Source organism: Nocardia sp. NPDC003269 (assembly GCF_042888005.1).
Taxonomy (GTDB): domain Bacteria; phylum Actinomycetota; class Actinomycetes; order Mycobacteriales; family Mycobacteriaceae; genus Nocardia.
This window is the reverse complement of record NZ_JBIAPA010000006.1, coordinates 201,388-220,337: the sequence shown is the minus strand read 5'-3', so window position 1 is coordinate 220,337 and position 18,950 is coordinate 201,388. Positions and strand designations below refer to the sequence as shown.

The following is an 18,950-nucleotide window of genomic DNA, read 5'->3' as shown; positions in this document are numbered from 1 at the left end:
CTCCATTGGGAACAGTGTTCGCAATTGCAGGATACGCATCTGCTAACACTGTTCGCAACTAGGGATCTGCGGCATGCTGGCAGGTATGACGCACACCGGAACCTCGCTGTGGTCGCGCGGCGCGGCGCCCCGGCCGGGGCCGCGCCCGGCGTACACCCTCGACCAGCTCGCCGATGCCTGCGTGCGGCGCGCCGACGCGGGTGGGCTGCGCGCGGTCTCGATGCGCGGGGTGGCCGACGAGCTCGGCACGGCGGCCGCCTCGCTGTATCGGTACGTCGACGGCAAGGACGACCTGATCGCGCTGATGGTCGACCGGGTGGCGGGGGAGTATCGGTACCCGGAGCTGACCGGCGACGTGCGCGCCGACGTGCTCGCGCTGGCGCAGCAGTCGCGCGCCCTGCACGGTCGGCATCCGTGGCTGGTGCAGGCCGTGCCGTCGAGCATGGGCCCGAACTCGGTGCGCTACCTGGACCGGATGGCGGGCACACTGGCGCAGGCCGGGTTGGACGCGGGCGCGGTCATGATGGGCGTCGCGATGCTCTCGGGGTGGGGCGCGAACTTCGCGGCGCGGGAGCGCGCGGGGCTGTCGACCGGGGATCTGGGCGGCGCGCTGGCGGCCTCGACCGGCGATCCGGCGCGCGAGTATCCGAATCTGACCACGCTGTTCGGCACGGCACCCGCGGGCGCGGGCGCGTCGGTCGACAACGACGCGGTGTTCGCCGCCGGTATCGACGCGCTGCTGTTCGGTATCCTGCCGCGCGCGTGAACCGTTGCGCGACAGGCGAAGTCGAGCCGAGGCCGGGCGACGTGGGCCGCCCGGCTCGGGGTTCGAGCGGACGGAGTTATTACGCCCGGCGCAGGATCACCAGCGGCAGCGGCTTGTCGACCTTGGCCTGGTACTCGGCCAGCAGCGGATTCTCCGCCAGCGCCCAGGCCGCGAACTCGTCGTAGCGCTCGCCGGTGAGCACGTCCGCCGTCGCCGCGAAGCGCTCGCCGCCGAGCTCGATCGTCACCCGCGCATCGGCTTTCGCGTTGTGATACCAAGCCGGGTAGCGGTCCTCGATGAACGAGCTCACGTACAGCACGTCGCCGCGGTACAGGGCGCCGAGTGGAACGACGTGGGGTTTGCCGCTCCTGGCGCCGGTCGTGGTCAGCAGCAGCAGGGTGGCGCCCTTGTAGTCGCCGCCGACCTGCCCGTCGTTCGCCCGGAACTCCGTGATGACGCCGTCGTTCCAGCCGGTCATCTCATCCGGGCTGAACTCTTTGTTCCACGGCGCTTCCGGATCGTCGTAGGAGGTGATCGGTGTGTTCGCGGTGTCGTCGCCCATGCCCGCCAGTCTGACAGCGGCCACCGACAGATTCGGCGGGTGCGCGCTCAGCTCGGCGGGCGCAGGGCCGCGAATTCGTCGGTGACCCGCAGGCCGGAGTCGCTGAACCGGTAGAGCGCGGCGGGGCGCCCGCCCGCGCGGCCGGAGGGGGCGGTGGCACCGGTGGGGGTGATCACCCTGCGGCGCGAGAGGACTCGCTGGAGATTGGTCGTGTCGACGTCGTATCCCAGGGCCGCGCAATAGATTTCGCGCAGGGTCGACATGGTGAAGGTGTCGGGGGCCAGCGCGTAGGCGATATTGGTGTAGGAGAGCTTGGCGGCCAAGCGGGTGCGGGCGTGGTCGACGACGGTGCGATGGTCGAAGGACATGTCCGGGAGGGCCGAGACCGGGTGCCAGGTGGTGTCGGCCGGGAGTTCGGGCTCGGTGGTCAGCGGGACCAGGCCGAGATAGGCCGAGGCGATGCGGCGCGGCGCCGGGACGCGATCGGGCGCGCTGAACACCGAGAGCTGCTCCAGGTGGGCCAGCTCGCGCACGTCGACCTTCTCGGCCAGCTGGCGCCGGGCCGAGGTGTCGAGGTCCTCGTCGTCGCGCAATCGGCCGCCGGGCAGCGACCAGGTGCCCTTCTGCGGGTCGAGCGCCCGCTCCCACAGCAGAACCGCCAATTCCGGGTGCCTCGAGCGGCCCTCGATGCCTCTACCTGCGGAAACGTCGGCGGGGAAGCGGCGAACCTGGAACACCGCGGTGAGCGATTCGTGGATGGTGTTACTATGGGGCACGTTTTCGATTGTAAGTCGAAAACCTGGTTTGGTGCGAATCGAGGCGAGGAAGCCGTTCGCACGAGGAAGGGAGCCACCATGGCGACGACGACCGCGCAGCCGACGCTGATGGGTTCGGTCTTCGACGGACCCACGGGGTACACGGGTGTCGAAGCGACGCCGGAGTGGGCGCAGGAGGTGCGGCGGCTGGCGCGTGAGCGCAACGCCACGATCCTCGCGCACAACTACCAGCTGCCCGAGATCCAGGACGTGGCCGACCACGTCGGTGACTCGCTGGCCCTGTCGCGGATCGCGGCCGAGGCCGAAGAGGACACCATCGTGTTCTGCGGCGTGCACTTCATGGCCGAGACCGCCAAGATCCTGAGCCCCGCCAAGACGGTCCTCATCCCGGACCAGCGCGCCGGCTGCTCGTTGGCCGACTCGATCTCCGCCGAGGAACTGCGCGCCTGGAAGGCCGAGCACCCGGACGCGAAGGTGGTGTCCTACGTCAACACCACCGCCGAGGTGAAGGCGCTCACCGACATCTGCTGCACGTCGTCCAACGCCGTCGACGTGGTCGCCTCGATCGACCCCGACGTCGAGGTGCTGTTCCTGCCGGACCAGTTCCTCGGCGCGCACGTCAAGCGCGAGACCGGCCGCGACAACATGCACATCTGGGCGGGCGAGTGCCACGTGCACGCGGGCATCAACGGTGACGAGCTCACCGAGCAGGCCCGGACCCACCCCGACGCCGAGCTGTTCGTGCACCCGGAGTGCGGCTGCGCCACCTCGGCGCTGTACCTGGCGGGCGAGGGCGCGTTCCCGGCCGAGCGGGTGCACATCCTGTCCACCGGCGGCATGATCGACGCGGCCAAGGCCTCCACGTCGAACCAGGTGCTGGTGGCGACCGAGGTCGGCATGCTGCACCAGCTGCGCAAGGCGGCGCCCGGCATCGACTTCCAGGCCGTCAACGATCGCGCCTCCTGCAAGTACATGAAGATGATCACCCCGGCCGCGCTGCTGCGCTGCCTGGTCGAGGGCGCCGACGAGGTGCACGTCGACCTGGCGATGGCCGAGGCGGGCCGCGCCTCGGTGCAGCGGATGATCGCGATCGGCAACCCCGGCGGTGGGGAGTGACCGCGCCGCTCGTCGCGCGGCCGGTCCGGTAACGACCATGACGGCGACGGTTCCGGTCTCCTGGGAGGCCGAGGTCGACCTGGTGGTCATCGGCGGTGGCGTCGCGGGGCTCACGGCGGCCCGCACGGCGTCGCTGCGCGGGCTGCGGGTGCTCATCCTCAGCAAGGGCGGGCCCACCGACACCTCGACGCAGTACGCGCAGGGCGGCATCGCGGTCGTCGCGCCGCGGGGTGATTCGGTCGACTCGCACGTGCGCGACACGGTCGAGGCCGGTGCCGGGCTGTGCGAGGTCGAGGCGGTGCGCTCGATCGTCGAAGGCGGGCAGGCGGCGGTGGCCGCGCTGACCGACCTGGGCGCGGTGTTCGATCTGGGCCGCGACGGCCAGATCTCACGCACCCGCGAGGGCGGGCACAGCACCCGCCGGATCATCCACGCCGGTGGTGACGCCACCGGCGCCGAGGTGCAGCGCGCGCTCAACGCGGCCGGGCTGCCGGTGCTGTTCGGTGCCGCCGCGCTGCGGGTGCTGACCGGTCCCGCCGGTGTGCGCGGCGTCGTCGCGGTGTCGGACAACGGTTTCGGCGTCGTGCGCACCCCGGCGGTGCTGCTGGCGACCGGTGGGCTCGGCCAGCTCTACGCCTCGAGCACCAACCCGCCCGGCGCGACCGGCGACGGCGTGGCGCTGGCGCTGTGGGCCGGTGCCGCGGTGGCCGATCTCGAATTCGTGCAGTTCCATCCGACCGTGCTCTACACCCCCGGCGGGGTGGGCAGGCGGCCGTTGATCAGCGAGGCCGTGCGCGGCGAAGGCGCGATTCTCGTCGACGCCGAGGGCGATTCGGTGACGGCGGGTATACATCCGCGCGGTGACCTGGCGCCCCGGGACGTGGTGTCGCGGGCCATCGCGGAGCGGATGCGGGCGACGGGGACCGATCACGTGTTCCTCGACGCGCGCCATATCGACGGCTTCGCGCGCCGGTTCCCGACGATCACCGCCTCGTGTCTGGCGGCGGGGATCGACCCGTCGGCGCAACTGATTCCGGTCGCGCCCGGCGCGCACTACCAGTGCGGCGGGGTGCTGACCGACACCGACGGGCGGACCGAGGTGCCGGGGCTCTACGCCGCCGGTGAAGTGGCCAGGACCGGGTTGCACGGAGCGAACCGGCTGGCGTCCAACAGCCTGCTCGAAGGGCTGGTCGTGGGGGAGCGAGCCGGTTCGGCCGCCGCCGAGCGGCTCGGCTCACCGACCGGCGGCGACGAGATCGCCGCGTGGACAGTGGAATTCGCGGACCGTGCGGTGGTCCAGCAGGCGATGACCGAACACGCCTCGGTCGTGCGCGACGGTGCCGGCCTCGGTACCGCCCTCGCCCGGATCGACGCGGCGCGGTCGGTGGTGTCGCCCCTCGATGTCGCCGCACCGCAGGCGGTCCAGCCGCTCGACGGAACCGGTCCCGGAGAGGGCGTTTTCGACGCGGCGCGGACGCTGCGCCGGATCGAGGATGCCGCGCTGACGCTGACCGCCCGCGCGCTGCTGGTCGCGGCCGCGGGCCGTGCCGAGAGCCGTGGCTGCCACACCCGCTCGGAGTACCCGGGTCCGGTCGAGGGCCTGCGGCACAGCACGGCGGTTCGCCTCGGCGCGGACGGAGCGCTCGCGCTGTCCGCGGTCGATGCCGCCGCGGTGTCGATCGGCGCGCGGTGACCGACCGCCCTGCGGCAGGCCGCGGCACCTGCTGCCGCACAAGCAATTCCGGCGTACCGGTGAGGATCGCCGCTGGATCGAGCGGGCGCGCGACGCGCCCGAGAACAGGAGTGCAGTGATGGCTCTGGATGCCGCCCTCGACCGCGAGGAACTGCTGACGCTGATCCGTACCGCGCTCGACGAGGACCTGCGCTACGGACCCGACGTCACCACGGTCGCGACCGTGCCCGCCGACGCGGTGAGCAAGGCGTCGGTGGTCTCGCGTCAGCACGGCACCGTCGCGGGTCTCGATGTCGGTCTGCTGGTGCTCGACGAGGTGATCGGCGCGGGGGACTACACCGTCACCGACCGGGTCGCCGACGGTACCCGGGTGGAGCCGGGCACCGCGGTGCTGAGCATCGAGGCGCCGACCCGCGGTCTGCTGACCGCCGAGCGGACCATGCTGAACCTGGTGTGCCACCTGTCCGGTATCGCGACCGCCACCGCGGCCTGGGTCGACGAGGTCGAGGGCACCCGCTGCGCGATCCGCGACAGCCGTAAGACGCTGCCCGGGCTGCGCGCGTTGCAGAAGTACGCGGTGCGGGTCGGCGGCGGTGTCAATCATCGGATGGGCCTCGGCGACGCGGCGCTGATCAAGGACAACCACGTCGTCGCCGCGGGTTCGGTCGTGAACGCGCTGCGTGCCGTGCGCGAGCTGGCCCCCGAGATCGCCTGTGAGGTGGAGGTCGACAGCCTCGAACAGCTCGACGCGGTGCTGGCCGAGAACGTCGAACTGGTGTTGCTCGACAACTTCCCGCTGTGGCAGACCCAGGCCGCCGTGCAGCGTCGCGACGCCGTGGCGCCCGCGACGAAACTCGAGTCCTCGGGCGGTCTGTCGATCGAGCAGGCCGCCGACTACGCGCGCACCGGGGTCGACTACCTCGCCATCGGCGCGCTCACGCACTCGGTGCGGGTACTGGACCTCGGCCTGGACATGTGAGGCGATCCCGGGTCCGAGAGCGCCGACCGTCGGTGCTCTACCGTGAGGCGGTGGAGTTCTCGCAAGGGTGGGACAGTCTCGCCGTCCTGGTCGACGATCGCTGGGTCGAGCGCAGGCCGCGGCGGCCCGATGTCGCCGATCAGCTCAGGCGCGAGACGCGGTTGCTGCCGTGGCTGGCGCCACGACTGCCGCTGGCGGTCCCGGTGCCCGCCGTGGTGGGTGAATCGCCGCTGGTCGTGCGGCATGCGCTGGTGCCGGGCGCGGCGATCGAATCACCCACCGCCGAGCACGGTCTCGTGATCGGCGCATTCCTTCGGGCCCTGCACGGCAGCCCCGCCGACGACGCGATGCGGCACGGGTTGCCCACGGCGGCCGAGACCAGGGACGACCGGGCTGCGACCGTCCGGCGGTTCCGGGCCGAGGTCGTGCCGATGCTTCCGGCCGATCGCCGCGCTCGGGCCCTGGCGATTCTCGACGACGCACAGGATCTCCCCGCCGACACGGTCGTGCACGGTGACCTGGGACCCGAACACATCCTGGTCACCGGCGACCACGTCACCGGCGTGATCGACTTCGGCGACACCCATCTCGGCGACGCCGCGATCGACCTGGCCTGGCCTCTGTACGGCGCGCCGGCCGACTTCGCCACCGCCGTCGCCACGGCCTACGGCGTCACCGACGCCCTGCGCCGCCGTGCCCTGATCTGGCACCGGCTCGGCCCCTGGCACGAAGTGACTTATGGCGCCGACATCGATGACCCCGAGATCGTGCGCAGTGGACTTGCCGGAGTACTCGACCGACTCGACCTCACCGCTGACTGACGCAGCGCGGTGCATGCAGCGCCGGCTGCGAGCCGCGTCGGTGGCTAGGCCGTGAGTTCGCGTTGGAGCGGCGTGCGGAAGCGGGGGATGGCGCGGATGTCACCGAACCACGTTGTGGTGCGGTCGGTTTCGGCGTCGATGAGCTTCTTCGTGTCGGCGCCGACATCCTCGAGCAGGTGGGTGACGACCTCGCCGTCGGGGCGCTGGGCCCAGCCGCCGACGATGCGGCCGTCGGCCCAGATGGTGGGGCCGATATTGCCGTTGCGGTCGAACAGGGCGGGGGCGTGCGGGCCGAGGAACCAGTCGCGGGTCTGCCAGCCCATCGGGGTGGGGTCCAGGGCGGGGAGGAGAGCGGCCCAGGGTTCGGGGGTGGGGACGGGGGCCAGGTCGTCGGCGAGGACGATGCCGGTGGTGCCGTCGTCGAGGTCGACCTCGACGATGTCGAGCTCGGTCAGGGTCTTGCGGACCTCGCCGAGGGTCCAGCCGGTCCACCACTTCAGGTCGGTCACCGGGGCGGGGCCGAACGCGCGGAGCCACTGCCGCACCAGCTCCACCCTGGCCTCGGCCGCAGGGATCGGGGAAAGGTCAGGGGGAAGCCAGGTTTCGGCGGGGGACCAGGTGTACTGGCTGCTGGTCCAGCTGCCGTTGGGGCGGCCGCGCACGATCCGGCCCTCGGCGCCGAGCACCACCAGCACCCAGGTGGTGATGCTGGTCGGCTTCGAATACGACTTGCCGGGCGACGGATCGATCTGGGTGCGCAGGCGGGGGACGTCCTTGCTCAGCTGGGCGCCGGTGGCCGCGCCCCGGGTGAGCAGCGCGGCGTGGGTCTCGGCCTCGACGTCGGACAGCCACGCTTGGACGTCGCCCTCGACGACACCGGCCTGCTCGATGTAGCGGCCGTAGGCCTTGCGCTGCTTGATCGCCAGCGCGTCGCAGCACGAGGACTGCAACACCGGGACCAGCTCGGTCGGCGCCACGAACATGGTGCGGCGCATGGCGAGCAGACGCACCAGCGCGCGGTCGTCGTAGAGCGCGCGCTCCACGTGGGCCGGGGTGAGGTCGACCCCGCGCGCGCCGACCGACAGATAGACGGTGGCGGGGTCGGTGGCGTGCAGCACCACCATCGAGCGCGCGATCTCGGTCGGCTCGGCCGACCGGGTGGACGGCGCGAGCCGATGCCTGGTCGCCAGACGGGCCCGGCGCTGCGCGGTATCGATCGAAGGCATGCGCGGATCGTAGGCGGGCCCACCGACATTCCTGTGCGGGGCGTCGCCCGAACGGCGGGAGTTCTGTCACTTTTGTCCAGAATTCCGGGTCGCCGTTTTCGCCGCCGGGCGCGGGCGGGTGTTGTTATCGTCGCGCTCATGAGCGCAGCGCCACCGGTCGTGACCTCGGCCGAACTCGGCGTCGACGACCAGGAACGCCCGGCCCGCACCCTCACCGGGTTCCCCGCCCGGCTGGTCGGCGTCGTCGCCCTGGCGCTGGCGGCGCTGGCGCTGTGGCAGGTGTTCCGGCCGCTGCCGCAGGGCAGTCAGTACTACCTGGTGGTGTTCCTCGCCATCGCCCTGCCGCTGGTGTTCCTGAGCTACCGCTCCGGCTGGGGCAGGCTCGACCGGGGCGACGCGCCCGCGCCGCTGGACTGGGTGCTGGCCGCGGTGACCCTGTTCGTGTGCCTGTATCCGGTGCTGCCGTTCACGATCGGCGACGGCGGCGGCGGATACGACGCGTTCCTCGATCGGCAGGGCATGCTGGCCCCGGTCGACGTCGTGTTCGGCGCGGTCCTGCTGGTCCTGATCCTGGAAGCCTGCCGCCGCACCACCGGGTGGATCCTGCCGCTGGTCTGCCTGGTGTTCCTGGCCTACGGGTACTACGGCGGCCTGCTGCCGCAGAGCTGGGCCATCGCGCACGCGGGCCTGGACATCGACCAGATCGTCGACGCGCTGTACAACTCCGGCAGCGGTTTCTACGGCACCCCGCTGGACGTGGCGGCCAGCTACATCGTGCTGTTCACCCTCTACGGCGCTGTGCTCGAATTCTCCGGTGCCGCACGGTTCTTCGTGGATCTGTCGGTCTCGCTGTTCCGGCGCTCGCACAGCGCGGCGGGCCGCACCGCGGTGGTGTCGGGCTTCCTGCTCGGCACCGTCTCCGGGTCGGGCACCGCGACCGCGGTGAGTACCGGCGCGGTCACCTGGCCGATCCTGCGCCGGGCGGGCTACCGGCCCGAACAGGCGGGCGGCATGCTCGCCGCGGCGGGCGTCGGCGCGATCCTGTCGCCGCCGACGCTGGGCGTCGCGGCGTTCATCGTCGCCGAATACCTCGATGTGTCGTATGTGACGGTGCTCGGCTGGGCGCTGATCCCGACGCTGCTCTACTACCTCGGCATCCTGCTCTCGGTCGAGATCGACGCCCGCCGCATCCACGCCGAGGGCCGCGCGCCCGCCGACCTCGCCGACGGCCCGCTGCCGACGCCGTGGTGGAAACTGCTGGGACGCTTCGGCTATCACTTCTCCTCGCTGATCGTCATCGTGGTGCTGCTGCTGGCCGGGATGAGCGCGACGCGCGCGGTGGTCTACGCCATGGTGCTCGCGCTGATCCTGGCCGTGCCCGACCGGATCCTGCGCGCCCGAGCCGAGGCCGCGGCGGACCAGTCGCTGGCGCGGACGTGGTCGGCGCGGGAGGCGGGGCAGTTCGGGCTCGCGGCCCTGCGCACGCTGTCGCTGGGCATGTGCGCGGCGCTGCCCGTGGTCGCGGTGTGCGCGGCGGCGGGTGTGATCACCGCGATGACCACCAAGACCGGCCTCGGCGCGCAGCTGGCGTCGCTGCTGGTGCGGGCCGGTTCGGTGCTCTCCGACGACCCCGCCGTCGTGCTCGCGACCACCGCGGTGCTGGCGGCGATCGCGCTGTCGCTGCTGGGGCTGGCGGTGCCGGTGACGGCGTCGTTCGTGATCGGCTGGGTGATCATCGGACCCGCGCTGCTCGATCTGGACGTCGCCGCGCCCGCGGCCGCGATGTTCGTCTTCTACTTCTCGGTGCTCTCGGAGGTGACGCCGCCGACCGCGCTGGCCGCCGTCGGCGCGGCCGCCGTCACCGGCGCGAAGGCGATGCCGACCATGTGGGCGGCCCTGCGCTACGCGCTGCCCGCGTTCCTGGTGCCGCTGATGTTCGTGCTCACCGACGCCGGTCAGCACCTGCTCGGGCGCGGCGCGCTGGTCGACGTGCTGTGGGTGAGCGCGGCCGCCTGTGTCGGCGTCGCGGCGCTGGCGGCGGCCACCGGGGGCTGGTTGTTCGGGATCGGCGCGGTCGGGCCGGTGCCGCGCGGCCTGGCCGCCGCGGCGGGCCTGACGTTGCTCTACCCGGACCCGACCGCGACCGTGCTCGGCCTCGCGGTGCTGCTCGTCGCCGTGCTCGCGGGCGTCGTCGACCGGCGGCGACGCCGAACAGCCACGGCCACACCGTGAGTCGTGGATCACGCAGACGAGAGGGGACCTCATGGTCAGAACAGTTGTCGCCGTGGTCGCGGTGTCCGCCGCGGCCGCACTGCTCACCGGATGCGGTGGCAGGCAGGACGCCCCGACCACCGACGCGGGCGGCGCCGTCACCTGTGAAGTGACGCAGGACACCAGGATCGGCATCGCGACCGGCAATGCCACCGGCGTCTACTTCGCGCTCGGCAATGCCTACGCGGAGCAGATCTCCGCGGCCACCGACGGCAAGGTCAAGGCCACCGCCGCCGAGACCGGCGCCTCGGTGCAGAACATCCAGCAGGTGGTCGGCGGCACCTACCAGGTCGGCTTCTCGCTGGCCGACTCCGCGGCCGACGCGGTGGCGGGCAAGGGCAGCTTCACCAGCGCTCAGCCGATCCGCGCGCTGGCCCGCCTCTACGACAACTACACCCAGGTCATCGTGCGATCCGACGCCGGGATCAACTCCCTGGCCGACCTGCGCGGCAAGCGGGTCTCCACCGGTTCGCCGAAGTCGGGCACCGAGGTCATCGCGCAGCGGGTCCTCCAGGCGGCGGGGCTCGACCCCGACAAGGATGTCGCCGCCCAGCGTCTGGATCTCACCAAGACCGTCGACGGGCTGAAGGACGGTTCGATCGACGCGATGTTCTGGTCCGGTGGCCTGCCGACCCCCGGCATCACCGACCTGTTCACCACCGCCAAGGACAAGGTCCGGTTCCTCGATATCACCGGGGTACTGCCGAAACTGAAGGAGATCAACCCGGTCTACGAGACCGCGCCGATCCCCGCCGCCACCTACGGCCTGGCCGCCGATGTGCCGACCATCGTGGTGCCCAACCTGCTCGTCGTCCGCGACGACCTCGACGCGAACCTGGCCTGCGTGCTGACCGAGACCCTGCTCGAGCGCAAACCGCAACTGGTCCAGGCGAATCCGGCCGCCAAGGGCATCGACGCCGCGACCGCGAGCAAGACCGCGCCGGTGCAGCTGCATCGCGGATCGGAGGAGGCGCTGCGCTGAGCGGGCGGCCGCCCGTCGCGTGTCGTGGCACCGTCGGCGGGTCCGGCGCACCGCGACAGCGGACAATCACGGCATGAGGCAGTGGTGCCGGGTGCTCGCGGCAGTGGTGGTGCTGGTCGGTGGGGCGCTCGTGAGCGGGCCGGACGCGCTCGCGCAGCCGGTGTGCGCGCCGGGGGTGGATGTCGTGCCGGTGGCCATCACCGTCGACGGCGAGCGCGCCACCGGGCGGGTGTACGAGCCGTATCGCTGTGCGCCGGGCGACATCTCGGACGACCAGCTGGTGGTCGCCGTGCACGGGCACGGCGGCTCCGCGGCCGACTTCGCGCCGTACATGACCTCGCTGGCGCTGGTCGGCGGCTCGCCGATCCTGCTGATGGACCTGCGCAGCGCCGACGGACCGTGGCGCGCCGGGGAATGGAATCTCTGGGCGGGCTGGCACGACGTGGTCGCCGCGACCCGGTGGTACCGCGACACCCACCCCGCCGTGGCGACCACGGTGCTGTGGGGCTGGAGCCAGGGCGGCATCACCAGCGGCCTGGCCGTCGCGCACGGGCCCGCCGGACTGTTCGACTACTGGGTCGACAACTACGGTCCCGCCGACGATTTCACGATGTGGGCCAGGGCGCGGCGGTGGATCCCGCGCTGCCTCGCCAGATCGAACGCGACGCGGGCGGCTGCACCCCGATCCGCTGCCCGCTCGCCTACGCCGAGCGCTCACCTGCCCTGCTCGCCGACCGGATGAGCATGCGCCGGGCGTTCCTGATCCACGGCACCGCCGACACCGTCATCCCGTTCACCAGCAGCGTGGAGCTGCGGGACGCGCTGATCGTGGCGGGCAAGCCGTTCTCGTTCTACACCGTCGTCAGCGGGCGTGACCTGTCCGGCGCGGTCGTGCCCGGCAACCACGACATCGGGCCCGCGTTCTTCGAGGGCGGGTGCGTGGTGCTGCGCCTGCTCGCAGGCACCGAACCGCTCACGCCCGCGATCGGCGACTACGTCGTCGACGTGGCGGCGGGGGTGGTCACCGCGCCCGCGACGCCCGCGGGCGCGAAATGCGCGGCCTGACCCGCGCCGCGGTCGGCGGTGGAACACCGGCCCCGGGCGGCGCGTTGTCCGGGAAGGTGCCGAACGGATGTCGACCGGAAAGAAGGACATGGTGACCGAACCGACGCAGCGGGCCGACCGCTGGCAGGGCGAAGACCTGGATCTGGACACCTACCTGGCCCGGATCGGCTACGACGGGCCACGGACACCGACCGTCGACACCCTGCACGCGCTGGTCGCCGCGCACACCACGGCCATGCCGTTCGAGAACCTCGAGATCATCCTCGGGCGCGGCATCCCGCTCGACCTGGCGACCCTCCAGGACAAGATGGTGACCCGGCGCCGCGGCGGCTACTGCTACGAGAACGTCACCCTCTTCGCCGCCGCCCTGGAACGGCTCGGCTTCGGCGTCACCGGGCTCAGCGGCCGGGTGACGATGGGCTCGCTCGACTCGGGTGCCATCCGGCCCGCCACCCACGCCCTGGTCCGGGTCACCACCGCCGACGACGAGCGGGTGTGGATCTGCGACGTCGGCTTCGGCCACGGGCCGCTCGCCCCGTTCGAGCTGACCGACGCGCACGGTGAATTCGCGCTGGGTGCGTGGCGCTTCCGGCTCGAGCGCCGCACCGGCGCGCTGGGCGCCGAGCTGTGGGTGCTGCACCAGTTCGGCCGCGACGGCTGGCAGGATCGCTACGCCTTCACCCTGGAACCGCAGTACCGGATCGATTACGCCGTCGGCAATCATTTCGTGTCGACCTCGCCACGCTCGCCGTTCACCACCCGGCCGTTCGTGCAGCGGTTCCTTCCCGACACACATCACGTCCTCGACGACCTGACGCTGACCACCGAATACCCGGACGGCACCTCGTCCGCGCGCGAGCTGGACCCCAGCGACCTGCCGAAAGTCCTGACCGAGGTGTTCGACATCGACCTCGACGACACCGACGCCGCGGTCCTGGCGACCGCGCCCTGGCGCATCGACTGACCCCTCACATCGACGACCCCGCGCACGGCTCGGCGGTTTGCTTCCACGGTGTCGCTACGGCAAATTGATGGTTACTTGCCGGGAAACACACCCCTGCGCTGTGGTGTGGGGACGAATCTGTGGGGTCGTTGGTGCCGAAGGTGCAATCCGCGTTGCCGGTTCAGCCGGAGGCGACAGTTCAACCCGGACCGCTCGGCGGTCCGGCGGTCCGGCGTCAGGATCTGGACGGACTGCGCGGGGTGGCGATCGCGCTGGTCGTGGCGTTCCACGTGTGGGCGGGCCGGGTGTCCGGCGGCGTCGACGTGTTCCTGGTGCTGTCGGGATTCTTCTTCACCGGAGCGGTGGTCCGCGGCGTCGAACGGCGCGGCGGGGTGGCCGCGGGCGCGACCGCGCGCCGGACCGCCCGCCGACTCATGCCCTCGCTGGTCGTCGTCCTGGCGGCGATCGCCGTCGCCACCGTGGCCCTGCGGCCCTACACCCAGCTGGGCGAGACCGCGGCGCAGACGCTGGCCTCGATGTTCTACGCGCAGAACTGGTATCTGGCCACCGCCGAACTCGACTACCTCGCGCCCGACCCCTCGGTCAGCCCGTTGCAGCATCTGTGGTCGATGTCGGTGCAGGGCCAGTTCTACGTGGTGATCCTGGCGGTTCTGGCCGGGTGGGCGTGGCTGCGCCGCCGGGGTGGGGCGGGGCGGCCCACCCTGCTGATCGTGCTGACCGGACTCGGCCTGCTCTCGTTCTGGTACGCGGCGTTCGGCACCGCGCAGCATCAGGCGTGGACCTACTACGACAGCGTCGCGCGCGGCTGGGAACTGCTGGCGGGCGCCGCGCTCGCCGTCGCCGCGCCGTACCTGCGGGTGCCGCGCGCGCTGCGCGGACTCGCGGCCGCGGCGGGTCTGCTGATGGTGCTGTCATGCGGCCCGATGTTCGACGGGGCCAACCAGTTTCCCGGCGTCGCGGCGCTGTGGCCGGTGGCCGCGGCCTGCCTGGTGATCGCCTCCGGCTTCGGTGCCGCGACTGTGACGGCCTGGCCGAACCGCCTGCTGGCCGGGCGGGTCTGCACCGAACTCGGGGCGCTGGCCTATCCGCTGTACCTGTGGCACTGGCCGATCCTGATCTTCTACCTGGCCGAGACCGGCCGCGCGCACGCCGGACTCGTCGACGGGCTGGTGGTGATCGGCGTCTCGCTGGTGCTGGCCTACCTGACGACCCGGCTGATCGAGACACCGCTGCGGCTGCCCGCGAGCGGGCAGGCGATCGCGGCGGGCGGGCACCGGGTGACCGGTCCGCTGGTCACCGCGCTCGCCGTCGCGGTATTGATCTCGGCGGTGGGCTGGCAGGTGGTGCTGCGGGCCAATCCGGCGGTGCCGCCGCAGGCGCTGGACACCGCGCGGTACCCGGGGGCGGCGGCACTGCTCTCGGGCGCGGAGTACTCGCCGGAACCGATGCGCCCCACCGTCTTCGAAGGCCAGGCCGATACGCCGCCGCCGACGACCGACGGCTGCATCACCCCCAACCGGGAGGTCCGCACCTGCGTCTACGGCGATCCCGACGCGGCCCGCTCGATCGCGGTCGTCGGCGGATCGCATTCCGAGCACTGGATTCCCGCGCTGGAACTGCTCGGCGCCGAACACGGCATCCGGGTCATCTCCTACCTCAAGGAGGGCTGTCCGGTCACCCTCGCCGACCAGCCGTCCTACGCCGAATGGCCGTTCCCCGAGTGTCACGAGTGGTCGCAGGAGGTGCTCGACCGGCTCGCCGCCGAGCCGCCGGACTGGGTGCTCACGCTCTCGACCCGCTACCGCAAGGACGGGCTCGGCGACGAGGTGCCCGGCGAATACCTCGAGGTGTGGTCGGCGCTGCAGGACCGCGGGCTGAATGTGCTTGCGCTGCGCGACACTCCGCGCCTGCGCCGCGACGGCGTTCTCTACCGCGCCACCGACTGCCTGGCCCACCGCGGCGATCCGGACAGCTGCGGGCTCGATCGCGCCGCCGCCCTCGCCGCCCGCGACCCGGCCGAGGAACCGGCGGCCGGCTATCCGAACGTCTACCTGCTCGACCTCTCCGATGCCGTCTGCCGGCCGCAGCGATGCCGGGTGGTGGAGGGCAATGTGCTGATCTACCGGGACGAACACCACCTCACCGCCAGCTACGCGCGCTCACTCGCCCCCGAACTCGGCCGGCAGATCGGCGCGATCACCGGCTGGTGGTAGCGCGAGCGACCTACGGCCGCCGCGACTCCGGCTACCCTCGGTCGCGTGCGCCTCTCCCGCAAGACACCGGTCCTGCTCCTCGCGCTCGCCCTGCTGCCCGTCGCGTGCTCGTCCGGACCGGATCAGCCGCAGACTGTCGCCGAGTCCTTCGCCGCGGCGCTGAGCAGCGGTGACGCGGCCGCCGCCGCGGCGCTCACCGACGCGCCCGACCAGGCCCGCGCGACGCTGACCACCCTGTTCGACAACCTCGGCAAGAACGACACCGTCCGCGTCACGGCCACCGACGACACCAGCTTCACGCTCGAATCCACCTGGAAATTCGGCCCCGAGGGCCGCAACGAGTGGACCTACACCAGCAAGGGCGCCGCGGCCGACGCCGACGGCTGGAAGATCACCTGGAACCCCGCCACGGTCGCGCCCGGCCTCGAACTCGGCCCGCTCGGCTACAGCCCGGTCTACCCGAAACCCGCGCGGGTGCTCGACGCCTCCGGCGGTGACCTGATGACCCAGCAGGTGGTGACGCTGGTGAACGTCGCCCCCGACGCCGATCTGCCCGCCGTCGCCGCGCTGCTCGCGCCGCAGGGGGTCACCGAGGCCACGCTGCGGGCGGATCTGGCCGCCGCGCAAGGCAAACCGGTGGTCGCGGTCGCACTGCGGGACGCCGACATCGCCCCGGTGCAGCAGGCGCTGACGGGCGTGCGCGGGGTGACGCTCGCGCCGCAGACCCGCCTGCTCACCGTCGACAAGAGCCTGGCCGGACCCACCACCGCCGGCCTGGCCGAACTGTGGCAGCAGCAGGCCGACAGCGCGGCGGGCTGGGCGATCCGCGCGCAGACCGCCGAGGGCACCCAGCGCATCGCCGGACCCGACGCGACCCCGACCGCCGACATCGCGACCACCGTCGACATCGACCTGCAGAACGCCGCCGAGGCCGCGCTGACCCCGCTCGCGCAGCCCGCCGCGATCGTCGCGCTGCGCCCGTCGACGGGGGAGGTGCTCGCCGTCGCGCAGAACGCCCCCGCCGACGCGCAGGGCCCGATCGCGCTCACCGGCCTCTACCCGCCGGGCTCGACCTTCAAGACCGTCACCGTCTCGGCCGCGCTGCAGGCGGGCGGGGTCTCCGTCGACACGGTGCTGCCCTGCCCCGGCCGCGCGACCATCGAGGGCCGCACGATTCCCAACGACAACGGCTTCGATCTCGGGCAGGTGCCGCTGCACACCGCCTTCGCGCGGTCCTGCAACACCACGATGGCCGAACTGGGGGTGCGCTTGCCCGCCGACGGGCTCACCGCGGCGGCCGCGCAACTGGGTCTCGGGGTGGATTATGTGACACCCGGGTTGACGACCGTCACCGGGAAGGTTCCGCCCGCGCGGAATCCCGCCCAGCAGGTCGAGTCGAGCATCGGGCAGGGCAGCGTCACCGCCTCGCCGTTCGGGATGGCGCTCGTCGCCGCCTCGCTGGCACACGGTTCCGCGCCCGCGCCCGCCATCGTGCGCGGGCGTCCCGGCACGGCCGACCGGGCCGCCGCGCCGGTGCCCGCGACGGTGACGTCGCAGATAGAGACCATGATGGGCGAGACGGTGACCGCCGGAACCGCGACCGCGCTGCGCGATATCCCGGGGCTGCTCGGCAAGACCGGCACCGCCGAATACCTCGACGACAAGCACGCGCACGGCTGGTTCGTCGGCATCGACGGCGACCTCGCGTTCGCCGTCTTCGTCGCCGACGCCGGCAGTTCGGGCCCCGCGGTCGAGGCCGCCGGACGGATGTTACGAGCCAAACGATGATCTATGTCACGCTCTGTGGGCGAGCAATACCCACGCTGCCGCACGCGGTCCGCACCGGGCCAGCTACACTCGTCGGCGGGCCATATCCATGGTCAATACGCGGGATGTCACAATTTCGAGAAGGTTCGGAGTAGGCGCCATCGATACCGGTCAGAAGATCGCGGAGCATTACCGCCTGGTCGAGCGTATTGGTAGCGGCGGCACAGGCGTTGTATGGCGCGCTGTCGACGAACGCCTCCAACGCTCCGTGGCTGTGAAGCAGATCCACATCAAGCCCAGCCTGCCCGAGGGCGAGCGGGATGTCCTGCGCCAGCGCGCGATTCGGGAAGCCCGCAACGCGGCACGCTTCCAGCATCCCAACGCCATCGTGGTTTTCGACATCACCGAGCACAACGGTGATCCGTGCCTGGTGATGGAGTACCTCAAGTCGGTCAGCCTGGCCGCCGAACTGGGGCAGAAGGGTCCGCTGCCGCTGACCGAGGTCGCCCGCATCGGCGAACAGGTCGCGTCCTCGCTGATCGCCGCCCACCAGGCCGGCCTGGTGCACCGCGACGTGAAACCGGGCAACATCCTGCTCGGCGAGCACGGTGAGGTGAAGATCACCGACTTCGGCATCTCCCGCGCCGCCGGTGACGTCACCCTCACCGAGACCGGCCTGATCTGCGGTACCGCCGCCTACCTGGCGCCCGAGGTCGCGCGCGGCTCCGATCCCACCCCGGCCGCCGACGTGTTCGCGCTCGGCGCCACCCTGTTCCACGCGCTCGAGGGCGAGCCGCCCTACGGCGCCAACGCCAACCCGCTGGCGGTGCTCTACGCCGCCGCCAACGGCCAGGTGCGCGAGCCGCGCAACGCGGGCCCGGCGACCGACTTCCTGCTCGACCTGCTCAGCCCGGACCCGCTGGACCGGCCGACGATGACCGAGGCCCGCGACGCGCTGGCCGCGTTCGCCGACGCCGACGCGGTGCCCGCCGGCTTCGTGCCCGCCAGCGAGGCCTACGGCCGCCGCAACTCCGCGGCCGCGACCCAGGTCATCCGGCAGTCCGGCAACCGGACCTCGCACGCGGGCGCGTCGACGGCGACCACCCGTCAGATCCGGTCCAACCCGCGTCCGCCGGTGCGCCACGACACGGCCGCGCATCCGCCGACCGCGGCCCAGCCCGCGCCGCTGCCGCGCAAGCAGGCGGGCAAGGGCCGGGCGGTGCTGATCGGTTCCGGTGTCGGTGCCGTCGTCGCCGCGATCGCCGTCGCGGTCAGCGCCATGAGCAGCTCGGACTCGGATTCCCCGCAGGTGCAGGCGAATCCGTCGACCTCGGTGCAGTCCTCGGCCGGTCCGGCGTCGAGCAGCGCGCCCTCGGTCGCGCTCGGGCAGACCGCCAATGTGGGTACCGTCGACATCGGCTCGGCCGGCCTGCTGGTCGAGGACTTCTTCAGCAACCCGGCCGGTTCCTGGTCGCTGCTGACCCCGGCCGCGCAGAAGGTCTACGGCAGCGAGGCCGCGTTCCGGCAGTACTGGAACGACCGCACCGTCGACACCTTCGCCAGCATCACCGCGGTCAAGGGCAACAACGCCGACGGCTCGACCGACATGCGCCTGGCCAGCATCACCATCAACGGCCAGACCAAGGCCATGGTCATGCGCGTGGTCAACGCCGGCGGCAGCCTACGCATCGACGGCGACACTCGCTGAGGACGGTCGTCCGGTGGTCGGGCCCGTGTCGGGCACGGTCG

General features: G+C 72.1%; 16 protein-coding genes. 13 read left to right on the top strand and 3 right to left on the bottom strand.

Annotated elements, in window-relative coordinates:
• Positions 1-85: 85 nt before the first annotated feature.
• Positions 86-766, top strand: a complete 681-nt coding sequence (locus ACFYWJ_RS33630; RefSeq protein ID WP_355283179.1) for a TetR/AcrR family transcriptional regulator — start codon at positions 86-88, stop codon at positions 764-766.
• Between the two features lie 79 nt (positions 767-845).
• On the opposite strand, the gene ACFYWJ_RS33625 is transcribed toward ACFYWJ_RS33630, so the two are convergent.
• A complete protein-coding gene (locus ACFYWJ_RS33625; protein ID WP_355283182.1) occupies positions 846-1,328 on the bottom strand; it encodes a nitroreductase/quinone reductase family protein in 483 nt (160 codons plus the stop codon).
• 47 nt (positions 1,329-1,375) lie between these two features.
• Complete coding sequence (locus ACFYWJ_RS33620) at positions 1,376-2,104, bottom strand: NUDIX domain-containing protein (protein ID WP_355283185.1); 729 nt, start codon at positions 2,102-2,104, stop codon at positions 1,376-1,378.
• A 78-nt stretch (positions 2,105-2,182) separates the two neighbouring features.
• Here ACFYWJ_RS33620 and nadA point away from each other — a divergent pair, with 78 nt between their 5' ends.
• The 4 genes from nadA to ACFYWJ_RS33600 all read left to right on the top strand — a co-directional run bounded on the left by nadA (position 2,183) and on the right by ACFYWJ_RS33600 (position 6,713).
• The gene (nadA, locus tag ACFYWJ_RS33615) at positions 2,183-3,220 is read left to right on the top strand and encodes a quinolinate synthase NadA (RefSeq protein ID WP_355283187.1); all 1,038 of its coding nucleotides are present in this window, start codon (positions 2,183-2,185) and stop codon (positions 3,218-3,220) included.
• A gap of 37 nt (positions 3,221-3,257) precedes the next feature.
• Positions 3,258-4,913: an L-aspartate oxidase gene (locus tag ACFYWJ_RS33610; RefSeq protein ID WP_355283190.1), complete on the top strand. Its 1,656-nt coding sequence runs from the start codon at positions 3,258-3,260 to the stop codon at positions 4,911-4,913.
• Between the two features lie 118 nt (positions 4,914-5,031).
• A complete protein-coding gene (gene nadC / locus ACFYWJ_RS33605; RefSeq protein ID WP_355283193.1) occupies positions 5,032-5,892 on the top strand; it encodes a carboxylating nicotinate-nucleotide diphosphorylase in 861 nt (286 codons plus the stop codon).
• Between the two features lie 50 nt (positions 5,893-5,942).
• Positions 5,943-6,713: a phosphotransferase gene (locus ACFYWJ_RS33600; RefSeq protein ID WP_355283196.1), complete on the top strand. Its 771-nt coding sequence runs from the start codon at positions 5,943-5,945 to the stop codon at positions 6,711-6,713.
• A gap of 44 nt (positions 6,714-6,757) precedes the next feature.
• On the opposite strand, the gene ACFYWJ_RS33595 is transcribed toward ACFYWJ_RS33600, so the two are convergent.
• Complete coding sequence (locus ACFYWJ_RS33595; protein ID WP_355283199.1) at positions 6,758-7,939, bottom strand: winged helix DNA-binding domain-containing protein; 1,182 nt, start codon at positions 7,937-7,939, stop codon at positions 6,758-6,760.
• A 138-nt stretch (positions 7,940-8,077) separates the two neighbouring features.
• Between ACFYWJ_RS33595 and ACFYWJ_RS33590 the strand changes: the two genes are divergently transcribed.
• The 8 genes from ACFYWJ_RS33590 (at position 8,078) to ACFYWJ_RS33555 (ending at position 18,909) form a co-directional block, all read left to right on the top strand.
• Positions 8,078-10,171 (top strand): TRAP transporter fused permease subunit, encoded by a 2,094-nt coding sequence (locus ACFYWJ_RS33590; RefSeq protein ID WP_355283201.1) that lies wholly within the window; start codon positions 8,078-8,080, stop codon positions 10,169-10,171.
• Between the two features lie 31 nt (positions 10,172-10,202).
• Complete coding sequence (locus ACFYWJ_RS33585) at positions 10,203-11,192, top strand: TAXI family TRAP transporter solute-binding subunit (protein ID WP_355283204.1); 990 nt, start codon at positions 10,203-10,205, stop codon at positions 11,190-11,192.
• A 73-nt stretch (positions 11,193-11,265) separates the two neighbouring features.
• Positions 11,266-11,934 (top strand): hypothetical protein, encoded by a 669-nt coding sequence (locus tag ACFYWJ_RS33580; protein WP_355283207.1) that lies wholly within the window; start codon positions 11,266-11,268, stop codon positions 11,932-11,934.
• Positions 11,931-12,257 (top strand): hypothetical protein, encoded by a 327-nt coding sequence (locus ACFYWJ_RS33575; RefSeq protein ID WP_355283210.1) that lies wholly within the window; start codon positions 11,931-11,933, stop codon positions 12,255-12,257. The genes ACFYWJ_RS33580 and ACFYWJ_RS33575 overlap by 4 nt, the downstream gene beginning before the upstream one ends.
• A gap of 67 nt (positions 12,258-12,324) precedes the next feature.
• Positions 12,325-13,221, top strand: a complete 897-nt coding sequence (locus ACFYWJ_RS33570) for an arylamine N-acetyltransferase (RefSeq protein WP_355283213.1) — start codon at positions 12,325-12,327, stop codon at positions 13,219-13,221.
• A 152-nt stretch (positions 13,222-13,373) separates the two neighbouring features.
• On the top strand, positions 13,374-15,434 hold the full coding sequence (locus ACFYWJ_RS33565) for an acyltransferase family protein (RefSeq protein ID WP_355283215.1): 2,061 nt from the start codon (positions 13,374-13,376) through the stop codon (positions 15,432-15,434).
• A 45-nt stretch (positions 15,435-15,479) separates the two neighbouring features.
• Positions 15,480-17,222: a penicillin-binding transpeptidase domain-containing protein gene (locus ACFYWJ_RS33560; RefSeq protein WP_355283218.1), complete on the top strand. Its 1,743-nt coding sequence runs from the start codon at positions 15,480-15,482 to the stop codon at positions 17,220-17,222.
• A gap of 88 nt (positions 17,223-17,310) precedes the next feature.
• Complete coding sequence (locus tag ACFYWJ_RS33555) at positions 17,311-18,909, top strand: serine/threonine-protein kinase (protein WP_355283221.1); 1,599 nt, start codon at positions 17,311-17,313, stop codon at positions 18,907-18,909.
• Positions 18,910-18,950 lie beyond the last annotated feature (41 nt).

What these genes read in the sequence shown, in the direction of transcription:
- ACFYWJ_RS33585 (WP_355283204.1), top strand. Translation starts at nt 10,203, where the DNA reads ATGGTCAGAACAGTTGTCGCCGTGGTCGCGGTGTCCGCCGCGGCCGCA.
- ACFYWJ_RS33610 (WP_355283190.1), top strand. Translation starts at nt 3,258, where the DNA reads ATGACGGCGACGGTTCCGGTCTCCTGGGAGGCCGAGGTCGACCTGGTG.
- ACFYWJ_RS33555 (WP_355283221.1), top strand. Translation starts at nt 17,311, where the DNA reads ATGGTCAATACGCGGGATGTCACAATTTCGAGAAGGTTCGGAGTAGGC.
- nadC (WP_355283193.1), top strand. Translation starts at nt 5,032, where the DNA reads ATGGCTCTGGATGCCGCCCTCGACCGCGAGGAACTGCTGACGCTGATC.
- ACFYWJ_RS33580 (WP_355283207.1), top strand. Translation starts at nt 11,266, where the DNA reads ATGAGGCAGTGGTGCCGGGTGCTCGCGGCAGTGGTGGTGCTGGTCGGT.
- ACFYWJ_RS33630 (WP_355283179.1), top strand. Translation starts at nt 86, where the DNA reads ATGACGCACACCGGAACCTCGCTGTGGTCGCGCGGCGCGGCGCCCCGG.
- ACFYWJ_RS33595 (WP_355283199.1), bottom strand. Translation starts at nt 7,939, where the DNA reads ATGCCTTCGATCGATACCGCGCAGCGCCGGGCCCGTCTGGCGACCAGG.
- nadA (WP_355283187.1), top strand. Translation starts at nt 2,183, where the DNA reads ATGGCGACGACGACCGCGCAGCCGACGCTGATGGGTTCGGTCTTCGAC.
- ACFYWJ_RS33575 (WP_355283210.1), top strand. Translation starts at nt 11,931, where the DNA reads ATGAGCATGCGCCGGGCGTTCCTGATCCACGGCACCGCCGACACCGTC.
- ACFYWJ_RS33625 (WP_355283182.1), bottom strand. Translation starts at nt 1,328, where the DNA reads ATGGGCGACGACACCGCGAACACACCGATCACCTCCTACGACGATCCG.
- ACFYWJ_RS33590 (WP_355283201.1), top strand. Translation starts at nt 8,078, where the DNA reads ATGAGCGCAGCGCCACCGGTCGTGACCTCGGCCGAACTCGGCGTCGAC.
- ACFYWJ_RS33570 (WP_355283213.1), top strand. Translation starts at nt 12,325, where the DNA reads ATGTCGACCGGAAAGAAGGACATGGTGACCGAACCGACGCAGCGGGCC.